The sequence below is a fragment of the Pseudomonas sp. M1 genome (assembly GCF_022760135.1).
Classification (GTDB): domain Bacteria; phylum Pseudomonadota; class Gammaproteobacteria; order Pseudomonadales; family Pseudomonadaceae; genus Pseudomonas; species Pseudomonas citronellolis.
This window is the reverse complement of the sequence record NZ_CP094343.1, coordinates 4508969-4527390: the sequence shown is the minus strand read 5'-3', so window position 1 is coordinate 4527390 and position 18422 is coordinate 4508969. Positions and strand designations below refer to the sequence as shown.

Sequence of the window (18422 nt, the reverse complement as noted above, 5' to 3'; positions counted from 1 at the left end):
GAGACCCATGACTTCCCGACGCTGGGCCTTGCTGGGCGGCGCGCTTCTGCTGGTAGGCTGGCAGCTGCTGGCGCTGCGCCTGGGCCCGCTGCTCATGGCGACGCCATGGCAGACGCTGCAAGCCATGGTCCGCCTGCCGTTGGAGGCCGATTTCCGTCTTCACGCCGGCGCCAGTTTGCTGCGTATCGTCCTGGGCGTCGGCCTGGGCTGCCTGCTGGGCTTCTGCCTGGGGCTGCTGGCCGGGCTCGACGCCCGTGTGCGCGGTCTGCTGGAGCCGCTGCGCTGGCTGCTGATGTCGGTGCCGCCGGTGGTGGTCGTGGTGCTGGCGATGCTCTGGGTCGGGCTCGGGTCGGCCATGGTGGTGCTGATCAGTGTGCTGATGCTGGCGCCGGGCATGTACGTGAACACCGTCAAGGGTATGCAGATGGTCGACCGCGGCCTGCTGGAGATGGCGCGGGTCTACCGCTTCAGCCCCTGGCAGAAGCTGCGGCGGCTCTATATCCCGTCACTCACCGCGCCGCTGGGCGCGGCGCTGTTGATCGCCACCTGCGGCGGCGTGCGCCTGGTGGTGATGGCCGAAGTGCTTGGCGCGGAGAGTGGCGCCGGTTTCGCGCTGGCCAATGCGCGCAGCACCTTCGATAGCGCCGGGCTGTATGCCTGGACGCTGCTGATCCTGCTGCTGGTCGCCGCGCTGGAGTTTCTTCTGTTGCAACCGCTGCAGCGGCGCATGGGCCGTTGGCAGGAGGCCGCCCATGCTTGAGTGGCACGGCGTCGATCTGGTGCTGGGCGAGCGTCGAGTGTTTGCCGATGCCTCCCTGCGCCTGCTGCCCGGCGAGCGGGTCGGCATTCTCGGGCCCAGCGGCGCCGGCAAGAGCAGCCTGCTGCGCCTGGCTGCCGGCCTTCTGAATCCCCGCCGGGGGTGGGTGGAGAATGGATTCCGCCATCCCGTGCTGGCCTTCCAGGAGCCGCGCCTGCTGCCTTGGTGCCGGGTCGCGGAGAACCTGGAAATCCCCCTGCGGGCGAGCGGCCTCGAGCGTGCGGCTGCGCGGCGGATGGCCAGCCACTGGCTGGAACGTGTCGGCCTCGCCGGGCACGAGCGCGCCTGGCCGCATCAACTGTCCGGCGGCATGGCCCAGCGCGTTGCCCTGGCGCGCGCGTTCTCGATCGAGCCGGACCTGCTGCTGCTCGACGAGCCATTCAGCGCGCTGGACCCGGCCCTGCGTGAATCCCTGCTCGACCTCTGCCGCGACTGGCTCGCCAGCTCGGGCGCGGCGCTGCTCTGCGTCAGCCACCATCCGGCCGAACTGATCGGCCTGGTGGAGCGCTTCGTGCTGGTCAACGACGGCGCGTTGCAGCCCTTCGACCTCACCGGATACGCCGCCGACCAGGCGGCGACGGTGCTACATCAGACCCTGCTGGCCCTGGAGGCACCCGCGCCATGATCTATCCCATCCTGCTGACCCTGCACCTGTTCGCCGCGCTGATGTTCGTCGGCACGGTGTTCTTCGAGGTGCTGATCCTCGAAAGCGTGCGCAAGCACGTGCCGGCCGCGGTGATGCGCCAGGTGGAGCAGGGCATCGGCAAGCGTGCGCGGCGGCTGATGCCCTGGGTGCTGCTGGTGCTGTTCGGCGCCGGCCTGGGCATGGTCTGGACGCGCTACCTGCCGTTGCTGGCGGACCCGCTGGCATCGTCCTTCGGCACCTTGCTGAGCCTGAAGATCCTGCTCGCCCTGAGCGTGCTCGGGCACTTCTTCAGCGCCATGTTCCTGCTCCACAGCGGGCGCATGAATTCGACGTATTTCCGCCGAATCCACCTGAGCGTCTTCAGCCACATGGTCGGCATCGTGCTGCTGGCCAAGGGCATGTTCTACCTGAGCTGGTAAGCCAGATTTCGTGCAGACGGAGCTTGTCATGAGTCGTTGTCCTTCCCCCAAACGCCACTTTTCCCCAAAACTTTCACTTCCCCTGCTGGCCCTCGGCCTGCTGCCACTGGCAGTGGCGGCGGAGGACCGCCTCGAGCTGGAGCCGATGCAGATCAGCGAAAAAAGCCTCGCGCCGGTCAGCCAGTCCGCGCAGGCCGAGCGCCAGCGCCTGGCCCGCGTGCCGGGCGGCACCAACCTCGCCGAGCCGCAACAGGAAACACGCCTGGCGACCCTGCGCGATGCGCTGGACTACCAGCCCGGCCTGGTGATCCAGGACTTCTTCGGCGGCACCGACCAGCCGCGCCTGAACATCCGGGGTTCGGGCATCCAGAGCAATCCGGTCAACCGCGGCGTGCTGCTGTTGCAGGATGGGCTGCCGCTCAACGAGGCCGACGGTTCCTTCATCATCGGCCTGCTGGAGCCGCGCAATGCGTCGTGGATCAGTGCCCGTCGCGGCGCCAACGCGGGCAGCCCCGGCGCCACCGCCCTGGGTGGCGAGCTGGAGTTCAACTCGCTGACCGGCGCCGACGAAGCCGGACGCGTCCGCCTGGAGGCCGGCAGCTTCGGCCGCCAGGGCCTGCAGGCTGCCGCCGGGATGGATGAGGGGCGGTACGATGGACGGGTGAGCGTCAGCCACGACGAGTACGACGGCTATCGCCACCACTCCGCTTCCCATCGCACCATAATGCAGAGCAACTTCGGCCTGGACCTGGGCAACGGCGTACAGAATCGCAGCTACCTGTCCTACAGCGACCTGACTTTCGAGATTCCCAACGTCATCACCAAGGCGCGCCTGAAGGACGACCCGCGCAGCGTGCTGGGCGACGGCAACACGCCGCAGGACCGCCTGCTCAACGTCTACCAGCGTGACCCGCACCGCGATACCCAGCAACTGCGGCTGGCCAACCGTACGCAGTGGAGCGGGGCGGGCTGGCAGCAGAGCTTCGGCGTCTACGGGCAGAACACCCAGGACGATTTCACCGACCCGCTCAGCCACACCCTGACCGACAGCGACACGCTCGGCGCGCAATGGCTGCTCGAAGGCGAGCAGCGCCTGTTCGGCTACCGCCTGGGCGCCAGTTGGTCCTACAGCGATATGACCCGCGAGCTGTACGCCAACAACCCCCAGAACGGAAGCCGCATGCAGCGTTTCGGCAACTTCGACCTCACGGCCTCCAACCTCGATCTGCTGCTTGGCCTGGACTGGAACCTGGCGGCGGACTGGACCCTGGTGACCGAGGTGAAGTGGAGCGATGTCAGCCGCGATGCGGATTCGCGCGATGGCGCCGGCCATCTCGACCAGGGCTGGAACTTCGCCACGCCGAAGATCGGCCTGAACTGGACGCCCAGCCCGGACCTGCGCTGGTACGCCAACATCAGCCGCAGCCACGAAGCGCCGACGTTCTGGGAAATCGTTTCCGCCGAAGTCTCGCCCGCAGCCCCGGCGACGGCGCAGGCGCAGTTGGTCGGCCTCGACGTGCAGCGCGCTACCACCTACGAGATCGGCGGCGCCGGTCGCATCGCCCGCACCGACTGGAGCCTGACGCTGTACCAGAGCGACGTGGAAGACGAGCTGATCTCCACCAGCGACGCCTACGGGGTGAAGGTGGGAACCTACAACTACGGCTCGCGCACCCGCCACCGCGGCGTCGAAGCGGGGCTGAACGGCATGCTGCCGACGGCATCCAGCATCGGCGGCGACCTGGCCTACCGGGTGGCGTGGACCTTCAGCGACTTCCGCTTCCGCGGCGGCGAGTTCCAGGGCAACCGGATCGCCGGCGTGCCGCGCCAGCTCTGGTCGGCCGAGCTGCTCTACCGGCGCGGGCCCTGGAGCGTCGGGCCCAACCTGCGCTGGCTGCCCCAGGACACCCCGACCGACCACGCCAACACGCGCAACAACTATCAGGACGCCTACGCGCTCTGGGGCCTCAAAGCCGCCTATAAGGCGCGCGAGGGCCTGAGTGTGTACGTGCAGGGCGACAACCTGGCGGACAAGACCTATGCCAGCAGCTACGTGATCCGCAACCGCGCCGATGCCAGCCAGCCGACCTTTCTCAGCGGCAACGGGCGCAGCCTGACCGTGGGGGCGGAATACGCTTTCTAGGGGCGGTTGCTCCCAGCCTGCTCACCACGCCGCACCGCCAGCGCCTGCGGGTTCGCAACGTTCTTCGGCTTGCCTTCGAAGAAGGCCAGCACATTGTCGAAGGCATCGCCGAAGTACAGCTCATAGCCGTTCTTCTCCACGTACCCCAGGTGCGGGGTGCAGAGCGCGCGCGGGTGGTTCAGCAGGGGATTGTCGGGGGCGAGCAGGGGTTCCTGTTCGTAGACGTCCACGGCCGCGTAGCCGGGGCGTCCCGCGTCCAGGGCCTGGAGCAATGCGCCGGGGGCGATCAGCTCGGCGCGGCTGATGTTCACCAGCAGGGCGGTGCTTTTCATCCGCGTGAGGTCGTCGAAGGTGACGCCATGGCGCGTACGCTCGGACAGGCGCAGGTTGAGGCTGAGGATGTCCGCTTCGGCGAAGAAGGCTTCGCGAGAGGTCGCTGCCTGATGGCCGTCGGCCGTGGCGGCCGCCCGGCTGCCTTCGCTGCCCCAGACCAGCACCGGCATGTCGAACGCCCGGGCGTAGCGCGCCAGGCGCTGGCCGATCTTGCCGTAGCCCCAGATGCCCAGCGTTTGCCCGGCCAGTGCCTGGCCCACATTGACCTGCCAGTGGCCCGCCTTGAACGCTTCGATGGCCGGTACCAGTTGTCGGCGCGCATCGAGGATGAGCGCCCAGGCCAGTTCGGCGGGCGCCACGGGCGAGCCGCGGCCTTCGGTCACGACGATGCCGCGTTCGGTGCAGGCGTCGAGGTCGAGATGGCCCGAGACCTTGCCCGTCTGGCTGATCAGCTTGAGTTTCGGCAGCCTGTCGAGCAGCGCGGCATCGATGCGTGTGCGTTCGCGGGTGAGCACCAGGGCGTCGGCGTCGGCGAACCGCGTCGCCAGCTCGTCCGGCGACGCCGGGCCTAGGTCGTGGATCAGGGTGACCTCGTGTCCGGCCAGGCGGGCGAAGCAGTCGAGCGTCTGGATGGCGTGTTGGTAGTCGTCGGGGATGACGATGTGCATGTGGGTTCGGTCCCTGCGGTCATGTGAGCGACCTCGGGACGATAGCCGATTTCCGGGGGGATTTCGTGGGTGGCCACTTCCGGCCCGGAGCGTGGACCTTGCCATCAGCGCGCCTGTGCTAATGTGCGCGCACCCCACCTCCAGGTCCCGAATGCCCATGTCCATCGCCGACAGCCTGCTTGCCTTTACCTTCGCTGCCACATTGCTGGCGCTGACTCCCGGCCTGGATACCGCCCTGGTGCTCAGAACGGCCGCGGTGGAAGGCAAGCGGGAAGGGCTGCGCGCCGCGCTGGGTATCAACGCCGGCTGCCTGCTGTGGGGCGCCGCCGTCGCTTTCGGGCTGGGCGCATTGATCGCCGTGTCCGAGTTGGCCTTCAACGCGCTGAAGTACTGCGGCGCCGCCTATCTGGCATGGCTCGGGTTGAACCTGCTGCTGCGGCCGCGGCATAGCCTGGCACCAGTCGAAACCCGGGGCAGGGCGGAAACCAACTGGTTCCTCAAGGGCATGCTGGGCAACCTGCTGAACCCCAAGGTCGGTGTCTTCTACGTCTCGTTCCTGCCCCAGTTCATCCCGCAGGGCCAGCCCCTGGTGGCCTGGACCTTCGGCCTGGTCGGCATCCACGTGGCGATCGGCCTGCTCTGGTCGCTGGCCCTCATCGGCGCGACCCGGCCGCTGGCGGGGGTGTTGCGCCGCGAAAAGGTCATCAAGTGGATGGACAGGACGACGGGCACGGTCTTTCTCCTGTTCGCCGCGCGGCTGGCGCTGAGCCGGCGTTGAGGCCCATCGTGCCAAAGAGGGCGTGGAGTCCGCTCCTACAAGGTAGCCGGGAAGCACGGCATTCCTCCCCCCGTAGGAGCGGACCTTGTCCGCGATAGCCGGAGGCATCGGCGCGGTTCGCGGATGAGATCCGCTACGTAGCCCCACCCGCGCGCCATTCCCCTGTAGGAGCGCGCCCTGCGCGCGAATCGCGGGCAGGGCCCGCCCCTACGAAGAGCAGCGCATGCTCCAGCAGGCTGCAGGCAAGAGCCTGCACATACTCCCCCGTAGGATGGGTTGAGCGAAGCGATACCCATCACCAATGGCAGCATGGGTTTCGCAAGCTCAACCCATCCTACGAAAAGAGCCTTGATGAGTGGCTCTTACGTTCCCCGTCCGCGATGGGGCTCACCGGTCACGCCGAACGCCCCGGTGGCACGGCCTGCTGCCGAACCACGGTTGCGGCGGGGCCCTGCGGTCGGATGCTCTGCGCAACCGGTGATAGACTGGGCCGTTTCAGCGCCCCTGCCTGGCCAAGGAGATTCAGGCGGGGCAGGTCGTTGGCCCCATCGATGCCGATCGGCAGCTCGTCGGCGTAGCCATCGCCGTCGAGGTCCACCGAGCCGTAGGTGAAGGCCTTGTCCAGGTGTTGGTATTCGCCGCCGAGGGTGAATTCGTGGGGGCGGCCGGCGAACTGGAAGGGCGCGGTGACGAAGCTGTCCAGGCCGAGCGTCTTGATGCGCTCGTAGTACGAGTAGCGCGCCGCATCCGCGGTCTGGGTGTCCGGGTCGATCACCCAGGTGGTCCAGCTGATTCTGATCATCCAGGCGCAGGAAGGTGCCCTGGACCAGGTCGGCCGCCTGGCTGGTGCAGCCCAGGCGACCGTACAGCCAACCCTTCAGCCAGCTGTTGTGCTCCATGTACAACAGCCCCATCTGATTCTTGCTCAAGCCACGACCTCCCACCCAGGAAGCGTGAACGATAATTGATAGTCATTCTCACTTCGGTGGGTGGCCGTCGGTTCGGCGTGCGGGCTTGTCCGGGGGGGGATCGCCGATGTCCTTTAAGCGCTTGCGTTCTTCTTCTGCAGGATCACCGATGCTTCGTTATAGGCACGCTGGAAGGCCTCGCTTTCGACCCAGGCCAATGCCGTGTCTTCGTCTTCGCCGTGGAGGATCGAGCGATAGACGATCAGCAGGCCTATGATGAAATCGGTCGCAGCCTCTTCCGGCTCCTCGGCGATCACCAGTTGCAGCAGCGGGTATTGCAGGAACACCAGGCACATGGCGAGCAGGCTGATGTCCTCGGCGTCTTCCATGGCCTGGAACAGATCGCTGAAATATGCCGGGTCGAAGCCGTTCTCCTCGATGTTCTCGAAGTCGAAGGCGCTCAAGTCGAGATCGAAATCCTCGAACGGCTCGTTGATCAGTGGATTGGCCAGAAGCGGATGGACGACATGGGCTTTCGACTTGCCCATGCGGTTCTGCTTGGCCTTGGCTTTGGCCCGTCGGGCACGCTTCTTCTGTTTGTCTGGGGAGGCCATGGAGGCGGGTTCCTTCTTGGCTGGGTTCTACGGTCGAACTGGCGACGCCGAGCCCCCGAAGCAGATCGGAGTTCGGCCACAATGCACATCTTAACTTCTGGCCGCTCTCTGTCGGTCGTGACTGGCAGAGCACTCCGCCCGGCGGCCAGGGACGGGGGCATTGATGGCGTAGCCTACATGAGCTCAAGACCTGGATGGTGAACCACCTTGCTGGATGCCAGCAGGGACCGATGCGCTAGTTCGCGGATTTGGCATTCTGCCGGATCTTCTCCAATTGCTCCTGCAGGCCGACCGTGCGGAAGGTGCCGTCGACGCCTTTGACGCAGAGATCCTGAAGCACGGGGCGTTCGACGGTGGTGGTGCCGACGTTGCTCAGCTTGCGAGCGCGGATCACGCAGCTGCTCTTGAAAGTACTGATCTTGAGCATTTCCAGCTGGAGTTCGTAGTCGTGTCCGGGCTCGGGGGTGAAGAGGATGGGGTTGGGCCAGCAGCTGTAAGCGCCTCCGCCGGTTGCGAAGGCGGCGATCAGAGGTTTGTTTGCAGGCACCACGTATTCGTCGTACTGCAGCCTCGACTCGTTGATGGCCTGCGATGCCTTGGTCGCGGGTATGCCGATGACCAGGTTGCGCTTGTCCGAATCACGCCAGGGGTAAAGACCGGAGGTGTCGATATGTGCGTCTTTCCAGCCGGTCTGCTCGCGCGGCGTAGCAGATCGCTGTCGCGAAGGCCGCTGGAGCGGAGGTCATCTTCGGTGACAAACGATCGATCGCTCCGGCTTTTTCCCTTCAGCGATGAGCCTCACGAGTGTCATTCTCGACAACCCGCTGTTCATATGCGTGACGGAATCACGTGATGGCGCATGAAGGACCCAGGACAGAAGGAGGCCATGCGCTTGTCGCAGATGTCGCTGAACCGTTCAGGAAAAGACGTCTTGGCCAAGAGGCGAGGCGGCGGCGCCGAACCAGGCTTCGGTTCGGTCACCGCCTGTGATTGCAGGTCAGGCTCAACGCCGAACCTTCGGCTTCGGCCGGCCCTGCACGCACTTGAAGCGCGGGTTGGACTTGCAGATCACGTACAGCCGGCCGCGCCGTTTCACCACCTGGCAATCGCGGTGGCGCAGCTTGGCCTTCTTCAGCGAGGCGAGGACTTTCATCACGCCCCCTTGTTGCCGACGAACCCGGCAAAGCGCTTGTTGAAGCCGGCCACGCGGCCCTCGGCCTTGGTCTTGCGCTGCTCGCCGGTGTAGACCGGGTGCGAGGCGCTGGACACGTCCAGGGTCATGTAGGGGTAGGTGTTGCCGTCGACGTAGGTGTGGGTCTTGTCCGTCTGCGCGGTGGAGCGGATCAGGTAGAACACGTCGGCGGCCGTGTCGTGGAACAGCACGGGGCGGTATTCGGGGTGGATGCCTGGTTTCATGGTGCCTCCTGTATGTAATGTAATAATATTACATTTTGGCGAGAAGGATTCGCAATACCGCATGTCCGGTGGCTCAAAGCCGGGCCTTTCAGAGAGGAGGAGGGCGGCAGCACGGACGTGCCTGCCCTTGTTGCACGTGTCTCCAACGATCAACGCGCGGGTGCGTTTGAATGCACCCGTGCTTGCCGCCGTCCAGCGTTCACATAATGGAACGCTGAAGGCCATTTGGCGCGACTACCGGCAGCATCGTTGCGGAATTACCGTGACTGCCGTCGGCTACGTCGAGAGCGCTGGAGGCCTCGCCCCCAGGCCGTTTCAGCTTCGACACCGGGACCGGCACGCGTCGCTCCCGGTCCGCATTCCCTTCGTATTTGCCGGCAGCCAAGGCAGGCGGCACGGGGTCGGCTTGTCCGTGCTCCGTGAATTGGGCCCAGGCCCGAGCGCCCGCCGTGGCGGGCACCTTTCCGATTTCAAGAACAAGAGTACGGAGTCACGCTCATGAACCCGCAAAACACCTCCCATGTCATCGAAGTCCCCGTGCTGATCGTCGGCGGCGGCCCCTCCGGCCTGACGGCTTCGCTGCTGCTGTCGCGCTATGGCATCCGCAACCTGCTGGTCAACAAGTACCGCTGGACCGCCAACAGCCCGCGTGCGCACATCACCAACCAGCGCACCATGGAGGTGTTCCGCGACGCGGGCGTCGAGGCGCAGGTGGTGGCCGCCGCCAGCCCCCACGAGCTGATGGCCAACAACGTCTGGGCCACCAGCTTCAGCGGCCAGGAGCTGGGCCGCCTGCTCACCTGGGGCAACGCCATCGAGCGCAAGTCCGACTATGAGCTGGCCAGCCCCTCGGCCATGTGCAACATCCCCCAGCACCTGATGGAGCCGATCCTCGCCAACGAGGCCCTGCGCGCGGGCAGCGAGATGCGCTTCAACAACGAACTGCTGGACTTCACCCAGGACGGGGAGGGCGTCACCGCGCGCATCCTCGACCGCGGCACCGGGCGCGAATTCACCGTGCGCGCCCAGTACATGATCGGCGCCGACGGCGCCCGCAGCCGGGTGATGGAACTGCTCGGCATCCCCCTGGAAGGCGAGATGGGCCTGGGCTGCGCGGTGAACGTCTGGCTGCGCGCCGACCTGCGCCGCTACTGCGAGAGCCGCCCGGGCGTGCTCTACTGGATGGTCCAGCCGGGCAACGACTACTGGGTCGGCAGCGGCACCTTCATCTGCGTCCGCCCGTGGAACGAATGGGTGATGCTGTTCATGTACGACCCCGCCCAGGGCGAGCCGGACCTCGGCGAGGCCGCGGTGATCGAGCGGGCGCGGCGGGTGATCGGCGACGCCGACATCCCGGTGGAAATCCTGGCCACCAGCAAGTGGCAGATCAACCACGTGGTCGCCCAGCGCTATGCCGAGGGCCGGGTGTTCTGCTGCGGCGACGCCGTGCACCGCCATCCGCCGGCCAACGGCCTGGGCACCAACACCTCGGTGCAGGACGCCTACAACCTGGCCTGGAAACTGGCCCTGGTGCTCAAGGGCCAGGCCGGCCCCGGGCTGCTGGACAGTTACTCCGCCGAGCGCCAGCCCGTCGGCCGCCAGGTGGTGGACCGGGCCATGGAAAGCGTGCGCAACATGCTGCCGATCTCCAACGCCCTGGGCTTCAAGCCGGGCCAGAGCGAGGCCGAGGGCTGGAACAGCCTGCACGAACTGAGCGCCGACAGCCCGCTGGGACGCGAACGCCGCGCCGCCCTGGAAAAGGCCATCCAGCTGCAGCACTACCAGTTCAGCTGCCACGGCGTGGAACTGGGGCAGCGCTATCGCAGTGGCGCGGTACTCGCCGACGGCAGCGAAGAGCCGGCCTACACCCGCGACCGCGAACTCTACTACCACCCCACCACCTGGCCCGGCGCCCACCTGCCGCACGCCTGGCTGCACGACACCGCCGGGCGCAAGCTCTCCACCCTCGACCTCTGCGGCCAGGGCCGCCTGACCCTGCTCACCGGCCACGGCGGCGATGCCTGGTGCCGGGCTGCCGAGACCATGAGTCGCGAACTGGGTATCGACCTGGCGGTGCGCCGTATCGGCCTCGGTCTCGATTACGAAGACAGCTATGGCGACTGGGCGCGGCTGCGGGAGATCGACGAGGATGGATGCCTGCTGGTGCGGCCGGATCAGCATGTGGCCTGGCGTTCGCAGGGCGCGGCGGCTGATGCTGAGGCGGTGTTGCTGGGGGCGGTCAGGGCGGTGTTGGCGCGGGACTGAGGCTTCGTTCCACGTTCTGCGGGATAGCGGTCCAGGGAGGGGCCGCGGTGGTTAGCTGAGGAGTTATTCGAGGGTAGAAAAGTAAATCTCTCTATCTACCAGGCTGTTTGTGACCGATAACTGCTTTTGGCGAGGGGCTGCTTCCGACCCATTGCGGACGCTCATGTTGCGGCCTAAAGACCCAATTTCTTGGGCCTGCCACCGGAGACTATCTGAGTTCCATCCGTTCGCTGTAGTAGCCCGAGTTTCAACCTCAGCGCACCGGTGTACTTTTCTGACACCACTTAAGCGCGCGCAGTGCTTCATCTTGGGTTACCAGGGCGTAACGGAAATAGAACGGGCTACGCTGGTAGTTGGCGTGGGACTCCAATCCAAGCAACTGGCCGTCGGCTTTGAAGGGCTCTGTGTTTTCCTGGTCGGCGATGAAGTAGGTCTTGCCACTCTCAACCTGCAGATCGAAAGCGCTATTGTCCCGGCTTGCAAGCAGGGGCGAGGTTGACGACTTGATGTGGTACTTGCCAGCTGGCAGGTGGGTGACGAAATAGCTTCCACCTAGCAGTTCGCCGGCGGTGTTGCCGTTGACGGTGATGGTTGCCGGGACCTTGGCTGCGATGGTGGGCATGACTCGGTAGAAGTACAGGGTGGCCTGGTCGGCGCGTGGCGCTTCGAGTGTGTCGAAGAATGGGCGCCCCTCCAAGTTGGAAGTGCTGCAGCCGGCGAGGAGGAGGGAGGTGGCGACCGCTACAGCGGCCAGGAAGTGCTTGATCATCGTGGGGGGCTACTCGATCAGAAGTTGCAGAGGCCTTTGCCATCGTCACGGGCATCAGACGTGGGCCAGGGGGCGAAGGGGACGCTCTCGGCGACGTTGTTGATGGGGCGGTCTTTGAGTATCGGGAACTTCTTCACCAAAGGCTCCACGGCCGGCTCCAACTGGCTGTTGCGGGTCAGACAGTAGCTCAGGGAATTAGCGGTGTAGTTGCCGATGTAAGCTACTTCTCCAGCCTTGACGGTGAAACGGTCGGCGGTGCGCCTGGCCATCGACTTGCCAGCGTAGTACTGGTACTGCCAACCGGTGACTTCATAGGTACCTGGTGGAACCTGGTACATGAAGTGTTCGCCCAGAACGAAACGGCCGTGGATGTCTTTGTTGTTGCCGAGGGTCCTGAGCTGGATACGTGTGGCGGGCTCGCCCTGACGTTGGATGTCTATCTGCAGACCGTGCGGTTGCGTGAGGAAACCTTCGGCGATGCGGCCAACTATGACGGCTTGAGTTGGGTCCAGGGGTTTGCTGTTGTCGTACTGGTTGGCAGTGCATCCGCTGAGGATGAGGGCGACCGTGACCAAGATAAAGCGGGCATACATAGGGCTCTGTTCCTTGAGGTGATCGAGGCCATTAGGCCTGTGAGCGTCCGTGTAGATCAATTCGACCTTGTTCGGGTAACGATTCAAGCGGATATGCATGTCTTGCCTCGCAACGTCTGCGAGGCGTTAAGTTGAATAGCTTTTAGTTTCGTGGGTTCCTCCTACCCTCAAATTCTGGCCATCGTGAGCGTCCGCCCCTGGCCGATTGCTGCCTTCGACCAAGGGCCGCTACCGACCCAAAGCAGCCATCCAAGGCATAAAGGTCCGATCTTGATGAGCGTCTGGCGTTATCAGCGAACGGTGACTCCGCCGTTTACACAATCGTGAATGACGCCTTCTATCTTTCGACACAAAACGATCAGCACGTCCGAAATTTCGAAATTGGAAGGATCTATCGCCGTACCAAGCGTAGAGACGGTTATCGAAGATCCATCATTAATAACTTGGTCGGTCGTGGTCGACTGGACGGCTAATCTGGCATCACATTGAGCGATTCTTTGGGCAATATCAGAGTTCGGATCGAGATCTTCCCATTCGATAATTTCCTGAATTTCCCCAGGCACCCAATCAGGATCGTCCTCTATCTGAATTAGAAAAGGGATGGGAGTCTGGACTAGCAATTGTGGCACTACAATCCCATAGCCGCTCCACTCAGTCACTGAGACGTGCCACGAGGAGTTTTCTCGCAGATGTTTGGCAATGTCTGACAAAGTCAAACTAAAGCGTTTTGAGTTGTAGCAGATGTGTGCAGAGCTAGTCATAGCAGCGCGGCTGTCGACCATCGGTTATTTGCCTGGGATGCTAACGCTCTTGTGTTTTATAAACAATTTCAAATGACCGCTAATGGCCGAAAGCTGTCGCTCAACGTGTCGAAATCAACGAGCCAGAAAGCCACGAACCCAGTTTTGGAGCCTGCGAAAACTCGAGCAACAGGACGCACTGGGCTGCTCTGTCATAGTGGTTTCAAGGGTTCGATTTTCTACTCATGAAAGGTTTGCTTCCGGCTGTGGATTCAACCGGTGGCTCGACTACTGCGTGGTGACCTGGTACCCCAAGAAGACGAGTCAGGGGACCTTGGCAGGATCAATTCAACGACGTTGTGCCGCAGGCAGGGCAGGGGCTGAAATGATGAAACCCCAGCTAGTAGCTGGGGTTCCATTATCGGTGAATCGTTGTGGTAGTCGGGGCCCGTGGTCGTTGGCCTGATTCAGCGGCTTTGCATCGAAGGCCGGGATCTATGCCCCGGGGCGAGTCAACCGCCGCAGCCATGTCCGCATTGGCAGCCATCTTTCTTGCGCAGAATTTCGTAGAGATCGTCCTTGAGCTGCAGCTTCTGCTTCTTCAGCGACTCAATGGTGTCGTGGGTTGCGGGAGTGATGCCCGCTTCCATGTTCTTGATCTCCTGGTCGAGCTCGTTGTGGCTATGGAAGAGCTTTGCAAAATGCGGATCCTCGGTCTTGAGGCGAGAAATCTTTTCGCGGAACTCGGGAAACATGAGGGTTCTCCAGGGGAGTGAAAAAGGCACTTTGCGGGATTCGAACCTGGCCAGTGTTGAGGTAGATCACTGAAGACGCCACACGAAAGGGCTTGTCCGCTCCTGGCGGATAACCACCGTCCCCTTACGGCAATCTTCGGCCCACCGCTACCGCCGAAAAGCTCACCCTCATACTGACCGGCGACTGGAACCGCCTGACCCTGGGCGGCGGCGCCAGCTGGAACTCCAGCAACTCGCTGTACTTCAGCCGCTACAACAGCCGCGTGGGGCAGGACGACTACACCGTGGTCAACCTGATGGCGCGCTACTGGCTCACCGTCCAGCTTCTGGTCTTCCTGGTTTGGGAGGTCGATACACAAGCTGGTGCAGTAATGCGGCTTTTTGTACGCGCCCGGGATTCGCGCGCAGGGCGCGCTCCTACAAGAGGCTCGGTGCGTGGCCGCCCGTAGGAGTGGATCTCATCCGCGAATCGCGCCGTGAGTCCGGCTATCGCGGACAAGGTCCGCTCGGTCTCAGGACGCACGGCTTCTCGTAGGAGCGAGCTTCAGCAAACACTGGACCTCGTAGGATGGGTTGAGCGAAGCGATACCCATCGCCATGACCGCATGGGTTTCGCAAACTCAACCCATCCTACGAAGAGCGCCTCGGCGCAGTCAGCACGACAGTTGCGCCTACGGGATTGAAGCGCCACCCACTACTGGCGGATAGCGCTTCACGTCACGCCCCTTACGCCTGGCCGCGTTCCTCAGCGGCGGCATACAACCGCTCGGCATCGGCCGCCAGGTACTCCAGCGCGCAGAAGGCGCTGTCCAGCACATCCTCGGCGGGCGAACCCAGGTCCGGCGCGCCGGCCAGCAGGCGCAGCAGATTGACCAGGGCCGATTGGCGGGATTGGGCAGCGTCGTAAAGCTCCGACGGGGCGGTGTTCTTGAGAGGGTGGGGTAGAACAGCGGATGCGATATGCATGGGAAAATCTCCGAGTAGGCTGGTTTTCCGCGCCCTGACGCCAATCAGGGTGGGCGGACCGTGCAGGTTGGCGTACCGGACTCGGACCGGCGCATCCGAAGATGCCCCACACGGCCCTCCCATAACGCGGGTGCAGCCGTGCTAGACGCAGGACAAAGTCCTCCTGCGCCTACCGAGTACGGGACGCCAATCCCGTACCGCCCAGGTTGGGCGGCGAGGCAACGTTAGGGAGTTGCCGCGGGGCTGTCAATCGGACGGAACAGGGCGGCGGCTGGGGCGAGAATTTTGGATAGGCAATCTGCTCCTGGCCAATAGCTACCGGCCACCGACCTGTTCGCTCTGCCGATCTCCTCAGGATCAGGCCCCATTGGCCTCGAAGCTGTCACTGCGCGCCATGCGCCACATGCGCTCGTAGAACTCCCCTTCGATATTGCCGCTGAGCAGTTCGCCCGGCTTGAGGAAGTAGTGCAGGTGGGCGAACAGGCGGATTTCGCTGGAGGACACGCGGCGCACCAGGTGCTTGGCTTCCACTTCCGAGGGGTGGCGCAGGCCGGCGGCGGCGAGCATTTCGGCCAGGGCTTTCAGGGTGTTGCGGTGGAAGTTGTAGACGCGTTCGGCCTTGTCCGGCACTACCAGGGCGCGTTGGCGCAGTGGGTCCTGGGTGGCCACGCCGGTGGGGCATTTGTTGGTGTGGCAGCTCTGGCTCTGGATGCAGCCGATGGCGAACATGAAGCCGCGGGCGGAGTTGGCCCAGTCGGCGCCCATGGCCAGTACGCTGGCGATGTCGAAGGCGCTGACCACCTTGCCGCTGGCGCCGATGCGGATCTTGTCGCGCAGGTTCAGACCGACCAGGGTGTTGTGCACGAACAGCAGGCCTTCGCGCATCGGCAGGCCCATGTGGTCGACGAATTCCACCGGGGCGGCGCCGGTGCCGCCTTCCTTGCCGTCGACCACGATGAAGTCGGGGAGGATGCCGGTTTCGTGCATGGCCTTGGCGATGCCCATGAATTCCCAGGGGTGGCCGATGCACAGCTTGAAGCCCACCGGCTTGCCGCCGGAGAGTTCGCGCAGGCGGACGATGAAGTCGAGCAGTTCCTTGGGCGTGCTGAATTCGCTGTGGCTGGAGGGCGACACGCAGTCCTGGCCCATGGGCACGCCGCGGGTGGCGGCGATTTCGGCGGTGAGCTTCTCTTTCGGCAGGATGCCGCCGTGGCCGGGCTTGGCGCCCTGGCTGAGCTTGATTTCGATCATCTTCACCTGCGGGCTGGCGGCCTGGGCGGCGAAGCGCTCGGCGTCGAAGCGGCCGTCGTCGCCGCGGCAGCCGAAGTAGCCGCTGCCCAGTTCCCAGGTCAGGTCGCCGCCGTACTCGCGGTGGTAGGGGCTGATGCTGCCTTCGCCGGTGTCGTGGATGAAGTTGCCCATGCGCGCGCCCTTGTTCAGCGCGCGGATGGCGTTGGCGCTGAGGGCGCCGAAGCTCATGGCGGAGATGTTGAACACCGAGATGGAGTAGGGCTGCTTGCACTCCGGCCCGCCGACCATCACGCGGAAGGTGCTGGGGTCGGCCAGCGGCGCCGGGCGGATGGAGTGGGCGATGAATTCGAAGCCGGACTCGTAGACGTCGATGAGGGTGCCGAACGGCTTGTCGGCGGTTTCCTGCTTGGCGCGGGCGTACACCAGGCCGCGCTGGGCGCGGGAGAAGGGCAGGGCCTCGCGGTCGCCTTCGAGCAGGTACTGGCGGATTTCCGGGCGGATGCCTTCGACCAGGTAGCGGATGTTGCCGAGGATGGGGTAGTTGCGCCTTACGGCGTGGGGCGCCTGCAGCAGGTCGAACACGCCCAGCAGGCTGAGGGCGAGGGTCACCAGGGTGAAGGGCCAGACCCAGTCGTGCCCGAGGAAGGGCAGGCTGAACAGGGTGAAGAGCACACAGGCGGCGAAGAAGGCGTAACGGCTTAGCAGCGACAGGTTCATGGAATCTCCAGTCGTCGGGCTTGATCACGGGGTGGGCTGCCGGCATGGCACAGCGGACCGCCATTGAGCATGGCAGGCGTTGCGCCGCTGCGCTCGGGCGGAGGTCAATGGGCTGGGCGTTGCGGGCGGATTCTTATGCTGTGGAAGGCTAGCGAGGCCGAACTTAGCCCGAAGCGAGGAAAAAAGAAAGCAAGCTAACGATATTTTCCGTCGCTGAGAAAGCTTGTGGCGCGAACTGCAATATTGGCGCGCCGGCCGCCGTTCGCTGGCGGCCGGCGCTGCGGATCAGAGCGTGGCCTTGACCTGCAGGCCGAAGACCAGGGCGTTGTCGATGCTCTGCCCGGAGAAGGCGCCCGGTTCGATCACGTATTGCATGTCCGGGCGCAGCAGCAGCCAGGGCGTGGCCTGGAAGCCGTAGCTCAGTTCGACCAGGCGCTCGGCGTTGTCCAGCTCGGGGTAGGCTTGGCCGTTGGCCAGGGCGTTGTCTTCCTGCACTTCGCGGCTGCGCGGGTTGGGCACGGCGCGGCCGAAGCCCAGGGCGAGGGTGTCGCGCGGGCGGCTGGCGAAGGGCTGGTAGAGCACCACGCCTGCGCTGTACCACCTGGTGAAGGGCGAGGCCGCCAAGCTGGCCACCGAGGCCTGGCCGAAGAGGTGCAGGCTCTGCCCCGGGCGATGCTGCGCGTGCCACACGGCCTGGTCGGCGAGCAGATAGTGGCCGCCGCGCCCGGCGACCTTCTCGTCGCTGCCGATGCGCTGGGCGTCGGAGCTGTCGTAGTACCAGCCCAGCTTGTATTCGCCGGGCAGCTCGTCGAGGCGCTTGTAGACCAGTTCGATGGGCACCACGGTGCCGGTGCTGTGCTTGGGCGTGAGGTGCCAGGCGCGGCTGGAGTTGCCGTTGCTCTCGGGGTCGACGTCGAAGGCCGCCACGCGCAACTGCCAGGCCGGCGAGAAGCTGTATTTCAGGCGCACGCCCAGGTGGGCGTTGGGGTAGTTGCTCCAGCCGCTGCCGCCGGACATGTTCAGCGGATGGCCGCAGAAGCCGGCATTCATGAAGTTGCAGAGGATGCCGCTGTCCAGGCCGCCGAGGTCGTTGCCCATGGCCATGTAGCCGAGCTTCACGTCCAGCGCCGGGGTGAACAGGCTGCGCTCGTAGCTCAGTTCGGTGAGGCGGGTGTAGAGGCCGCCGTAGTTTTCCTGCACCGGCAGGCGGTTGCCGACCAGGTCGCCGGAGCCGTCGTTGCCGCGGCGGTCGTTCACGGTCAGTTGCACCAGGCCGCCGTTGTCCAGGCCGTACAGCTTGCCCAGGTCGAAGCGCACGCCGAGCTTGAGGTTCTGCGAGTAGCGCGCCGAGCGCTTGAGGCCGCCGTCGGCGTTGTACACAGTCTCGCCGCTGTATTCGCCGGTGAAGCGGATGCCCTGGTCGTCCAGTTCGTGGCGCAGGCCGCCCCAGTCGCCGCTCAGCGTCGAGCGTTCGAGCGGGTCGTCGGCCAGGGCCAGGGACGGGGTGAGGCAGGCGGCGCCCAGCAGCAGGCGCAGGGAGGTGGAGGGGAATCGCATGACGGGACACTTACCGGATGAGGGGAGACGCGGCCCTGGGCCGCGCCGGAAGAAGGCGCCCGCCGGA

Annotated in this window: 19 protein-coding genes; 6 read left to right on the top strand and 13 right to left on the bottom strand. The window is 64.8% G+C overall.

Annotated features, from left to right (window positions below):
• Positions 1 to 7: 7 nt before the first annotated feature.
• Genes PM1_RS19785 through PM1_RS19770 form a run of 4 tightly spaced genes read left to right on the top strand, consistent with a single transcriptional unit; the run spans position 8 to position 4025 of the window.
• Positions 8 to 760, top strand: a complete 753-nt coding sequence (locus tag PM1_RS19785; protein WP_009619005.1) for an ABC transporter permease — start codon at positions 8 to 10, stop codon at positions 758 to 760.
• Positions 753 to 1442, top strand: coding sequence for an ABC transporter ATP-binding protein (locus PM1_RS19780; protein WP_009619007.1), 690 nt, complete (start codon positions 753 to 755; stop codon positions 1440 to 1442). Before PM1_RS19785 ends, PM1_RS19780 begins: the two co-directional genes overlap by 8 nt.
• Positions 1439 to 1882, top strand: coding sequence for a CopD family copper resistance protein (locus PM1_RS19775; protein WP_009619009.1), 444 nt, complete (start codon positions 1439 to 1441; stop codon positions 1880 to 1882). Before PM1_RS19780 ends, PM1_RS19775 begins: the two co-directional genes overlap by 4 nt.
• A 28-nt stretch (positions 1883 to 1910) precedes the next feature.
• On the top strand, positions 1911 to 4025 hold the full coding sequence (locus tag PM1_RS19770; protein ID WP_009619011.1) for a TonB-dependent receptor family protein: 2115 nt from the start codon (positions 1911 to 1913) through the stop codon (positions 4023 to 4025).
• Here the strand turns inward: PM1_RS19770 and PM1_RS19765 are convergent.
• On the bottom strand, positions 4022 to 5026 hold the full coding sequence (locus PM1_RS19765; RefSeq protein WP_009619013.1) for a D-2-hydroxyacid dehydrogenase family protein: 1005 nt from the start codon (positions 5024 to 5026) through the stop codon (positions 4022 to 4024). The two genes, PM1_RS19770 and PM1_RS19765, sit on opposite strands and share 4 nt — an antisense overlap.
• Before the next feature lie 157 nt (positions 5027 to 5183).
• On the opposite strand from PM1_RS19765, the gene PM1_RS19760 reads away from it, so the two are divergent.
• Positions 5184 to 5804, top strand: a complete 621-nt coding sequence (locus PM1_RS19760) for a LysE family translocator (protein WP_024128296.1) — start codon at positions 5184 to 5186, stop codon at positions 5802 to 5804.
• Between the two features lie 394 nt (positions 5805 to 6198).
• Here the strand turns inward: PM1_RS19760 and PM1_RS19755 are convergent, their stop codons facing one another.
• The 5 genes from PM1_RS19755 to PM1_RS19730 all read right to left on the bottom strand — a co-directional run bounded on the left by PM1_RS19755 (position 6199) and on the right by PM1_RS19730 (position 8742).
• On the bottom strand, positions 6199 to 6606 hold the full coding sequence (locus tag PM1_RS19755; protein WP_009619017.1) for a TonB-dependent receptor: 408 nt from the start codon (positions 6604 to 6606) through the stop codon (positions 6199 to 6201).
• 240 nt (positions 6607 to 6846) lie between these two features.
• On the bottom strand, positions 6847 to 7326 hold the full coding sequence (locus PM1_RS19745) for a hypothetical protein (protein ID WP_009619018.1): 480 nt from the start codon (positions 7324 to 7326) through the stop codon (positions 6847 to 6849).
• Positions 7327 to 7561: 235 nt separating this feature from the next.
• Positions 7562 to 7873: a hypothetical protein gene (locus PM1_RS19740; RefSeq protein WP_152604449.1), complete on the bottom strand. Its 312-nt coding sequence runs from the start codon at positions 7871 to 7873 to the stop codon at positions 7562 to 7564.
• 456 nt (positions 7874 to 8329) lie between these two features.
• Entirely contained in the window at positions 8330 to 8479 is a 150-nt protein-coding gene (gene ykgO, locus PM1_RS19735) for a type B 50S ribosomal protein L36 (RefSeq protein ID WP_009619020.1), read from the bottom strand.
• Positions 8479 to 8742, bottom strand: coding sequence for a type B 50S ribosomal protein L31 (locus tag PM1_RS19730; RefSeq protein WP_009619021.1), 264 nt, complete (start codon positions 8740 to 8742; stop codon positions 8479 to 8481). The genes ykgO and PM1_RS19730 overlap by 1 nt, the downstream gene beginning before the upstream one ends.
• Before the next feature lie 498 nt (positions 8743 to 9240).
• Here PM1_RS19730 and PM1_RS19725 point away from each other — a divergent pair, with 498 nt between their 5' ends.
• On the top strand, positions 9241 to 11007 hold the full coding sequence (locus PM1_RS19725) for an FAD-dependent monooxygenase (protein ID WP_009619022.1): 1767 nt from the start codon (positions 9241 to 9243) through the stop codon (positions 11005 to 11007).
• Positions 11008 to 11260: 253 nt separating this feature from the next.
• On the opposite strand, the gene PM1_RS19720 is transcribed toward PM1_RS19725, so the two are convergent.
• From PM1_RS19720 to PM1_RS19690, 7 genes are all read right to left on the bottom strand, one after another.
• The gene (locus PM1_RS19720; protein WP_009619023.1) at positions 11261 to 11776 is read right to left on the bottom strand and encodes a DUF2846 domain-containing protein; all 516 of its coding nucleotides are present in this window, start codon (positions 11774 to 11776) and stop codon (positions 11261 to 11263) included.
• Positions 11777 to 11793: 17 nt separating this feature from the next.
• Positions 11794 to 12468 (bottom strand): hypothetical protein, encoded by a 675-nt coding sequence (locus PM1_RS19715; RefSeq protein WP_009619025.1) that lies wholly within the window; start codon positions 12466 to 12468, stop codon positions 11794 to 11796.
• Between the two features lie 191 nt (positions 12469 to 12659).
• Positions 12660 to 13151, bottom strand: a complete 492-nt coding sequence (locus tag PM1_RS19710; protein WP_141679780.1) for a hypothetical protein — start codon at positions 13149 to 13151, stop codon at positions 12660 to 12662.
• A gap of 470 nt (positions 13152 to 13621) precedes the next feature.
• Positions 13622 to 13864: a YdcH family protein gene (locus PM1_RS19705; protein ID WP_009619027.1), complete on the bottom strand. Its 243-nt coding sequence runs from the start codon at positions 13862 to 13864 to the stop codon at positions 13622 to 13624.
• 726 nt (positions 13865 to 14590) lie between these two features.
• The gene (locus tag PM1_RS19700) at positions 14591 to 14830 is read right to left on the bottom strand and encodes a hypothetical protein (protein ID WP_009619029.1); all 240 of its coding nucleotides are present in this window, start codon (positions 14828 to 14830) and stop codon (positions 14591 to 14593) included.
• A 357-nt stretch (positions 14831 to 15187) separates the two neighbouring features.
• On the bottom strand, positions 15188 to 16798 hold the full coding sequence (locus tag PM1_RS19695; protein ID WP_009619031.1) for an FMN-binding glutamate synthase family protein: 1611 nt from the start codon (positions 16796 to 16798) through the stop codon (positions 15188 to 15190).
• 285 nt (positions 16799 to 17083) lie between these two features.
• A complete protein-coding gene (locus PM1_RS19690; protein ID WP_009619033.1) occupies positions 17084 to 18355 on the bottom strand; it encodes a carbohydrate porin in 1272 nt (423 codons plus the stop codon).
• Between the last annotated feature and the right edge of the window lie 67 nt (positions 18356 to 18422).

Bases quoted from the DNA above. Each gene is read 5' to 3' on its own strand.
- PM1_RS19785 (WP_009619005.1), top strand. From the start codon at position 8: ATGACTTCCCGACGCTGGGCCTTGCTGGGCGGCGCGCTTCTGCTGGTA.
- PM1_RS19780 (WP_009619007.1), top strand. From the start codon at position 753: ATGCTTGAGTGGCACGGCGTCGATCTGGTGCTGGGCGAGCGTCGAGTG.
- PM1_RS19775 (WP_009619009.1), top strand. From the start codon at position 1,439: ATGATCTATCCCATCCTGCTGACCCTGCACCTGTTCGCCGCGCTGATG.
- PM1_RS19770 (WP_009619011.1), top strand. From the start codon at position 1,911: ATGAGTCGTTGTCCTTCCCCCAAACGCCACTTTTCCCCAAAACTTTCA.
- PM1_RS19765 (WP_009619013.1), bottom strand. From the start codon at position 5,026: ATGCACATCGTCATCCCCGACGACTACCAACACGCCATCCAGACGCTC.
- PM1_RS19760 (WP_024128296.1), top strand. From the start codon at position 5,184: ATGTCCATCGCCGACAGCCTGCTTGCCTTTACCTTCGCTGCCACATTG.
- PM1_RS19755 (WP_009619017.1), bottom strand. From the start codon at position 6,606: ATGATCAGAATCAGCTGGACCACCTGGGTGATCGACCCGGACACCCAG.
- PM1_RS19745 (WP_009619018.1), bottom strand. From the start codon at position 7,326: ATGGCCTCCCCAGACAAACAGAAGAAGCGTGCCCGACGGGCCAAAGCC.
- ykgO (WP_009619020.1), bottom strand. From the start codon at position 8,479: ATGAAAGTCCTCGCCTCGCTGAAGAAGGCCAAGCTGCGCCACCGCGAT.
- PM1_RS19730 (WP_009619021.1), bottom strand. From the start codon at position 8,742: ATGAAACCAGGCATCCACCCCGAATACCGCCCCGTGCTGTTCCACGAC.
- PM1_RS19725 (WP_009619022.1), top strand. From the start codon at position 9,241: ATGAACCCGCAAAACACCTCCCATGTCATCGAAGTCCCCGTGCTGATC.
- PM1_RS19720 (WP_009619023.1), bottom strand. From the start codon at position 11,776: ATGATCAAGCACTTCCTGGCCGCTGTAGCGGTCGCCACCTCCCTCCTC.
- PM1_RS19715 (WP_009619025.1), bottom strand. From the start codon at position 12,468: ATGCATATCCGCTTGAATCGTTACCCGAACAAGGTCGAATTGATCTAC.
- PM1_RS19710 (WP_141679780.1), bottom strand. From the start codon at position 13,151: ATGGTCGACAGCCGCGCTGCTATGACTAGCTCTGCACACATCTGCTAC.
- PM1_RS19705 (WP_009619027.1), bottom strand. From the start codon at position 13,864: ATGTTTCCCGAGTTCCGCGAAAAGATTTCTCGCCTCAAGACCGAGGAT.
- PM1_RS19700 (WP_009619029.1), bottom strand. From the start codon at position 14,830: ATGCATATCGCATCCGCTGTTCTACCCCACCCTCTCAAGAACACCGCC.
- PM1_RS19695 (WP_009619031.1), bottom strand. From the start codon at position 16,798: ATGAACCTGTCGCTGCTAAGCCGTTACGCCTTCTTCGCCGCCTGTGTG.
- PM1_RS19690 (WP_009619033.1), bottom strand. From the start codon at position 18,355: ATGCGATTCCCCTCCACCTCCCTGCGCCTGCTGCTGGGCGCCGCCTGC.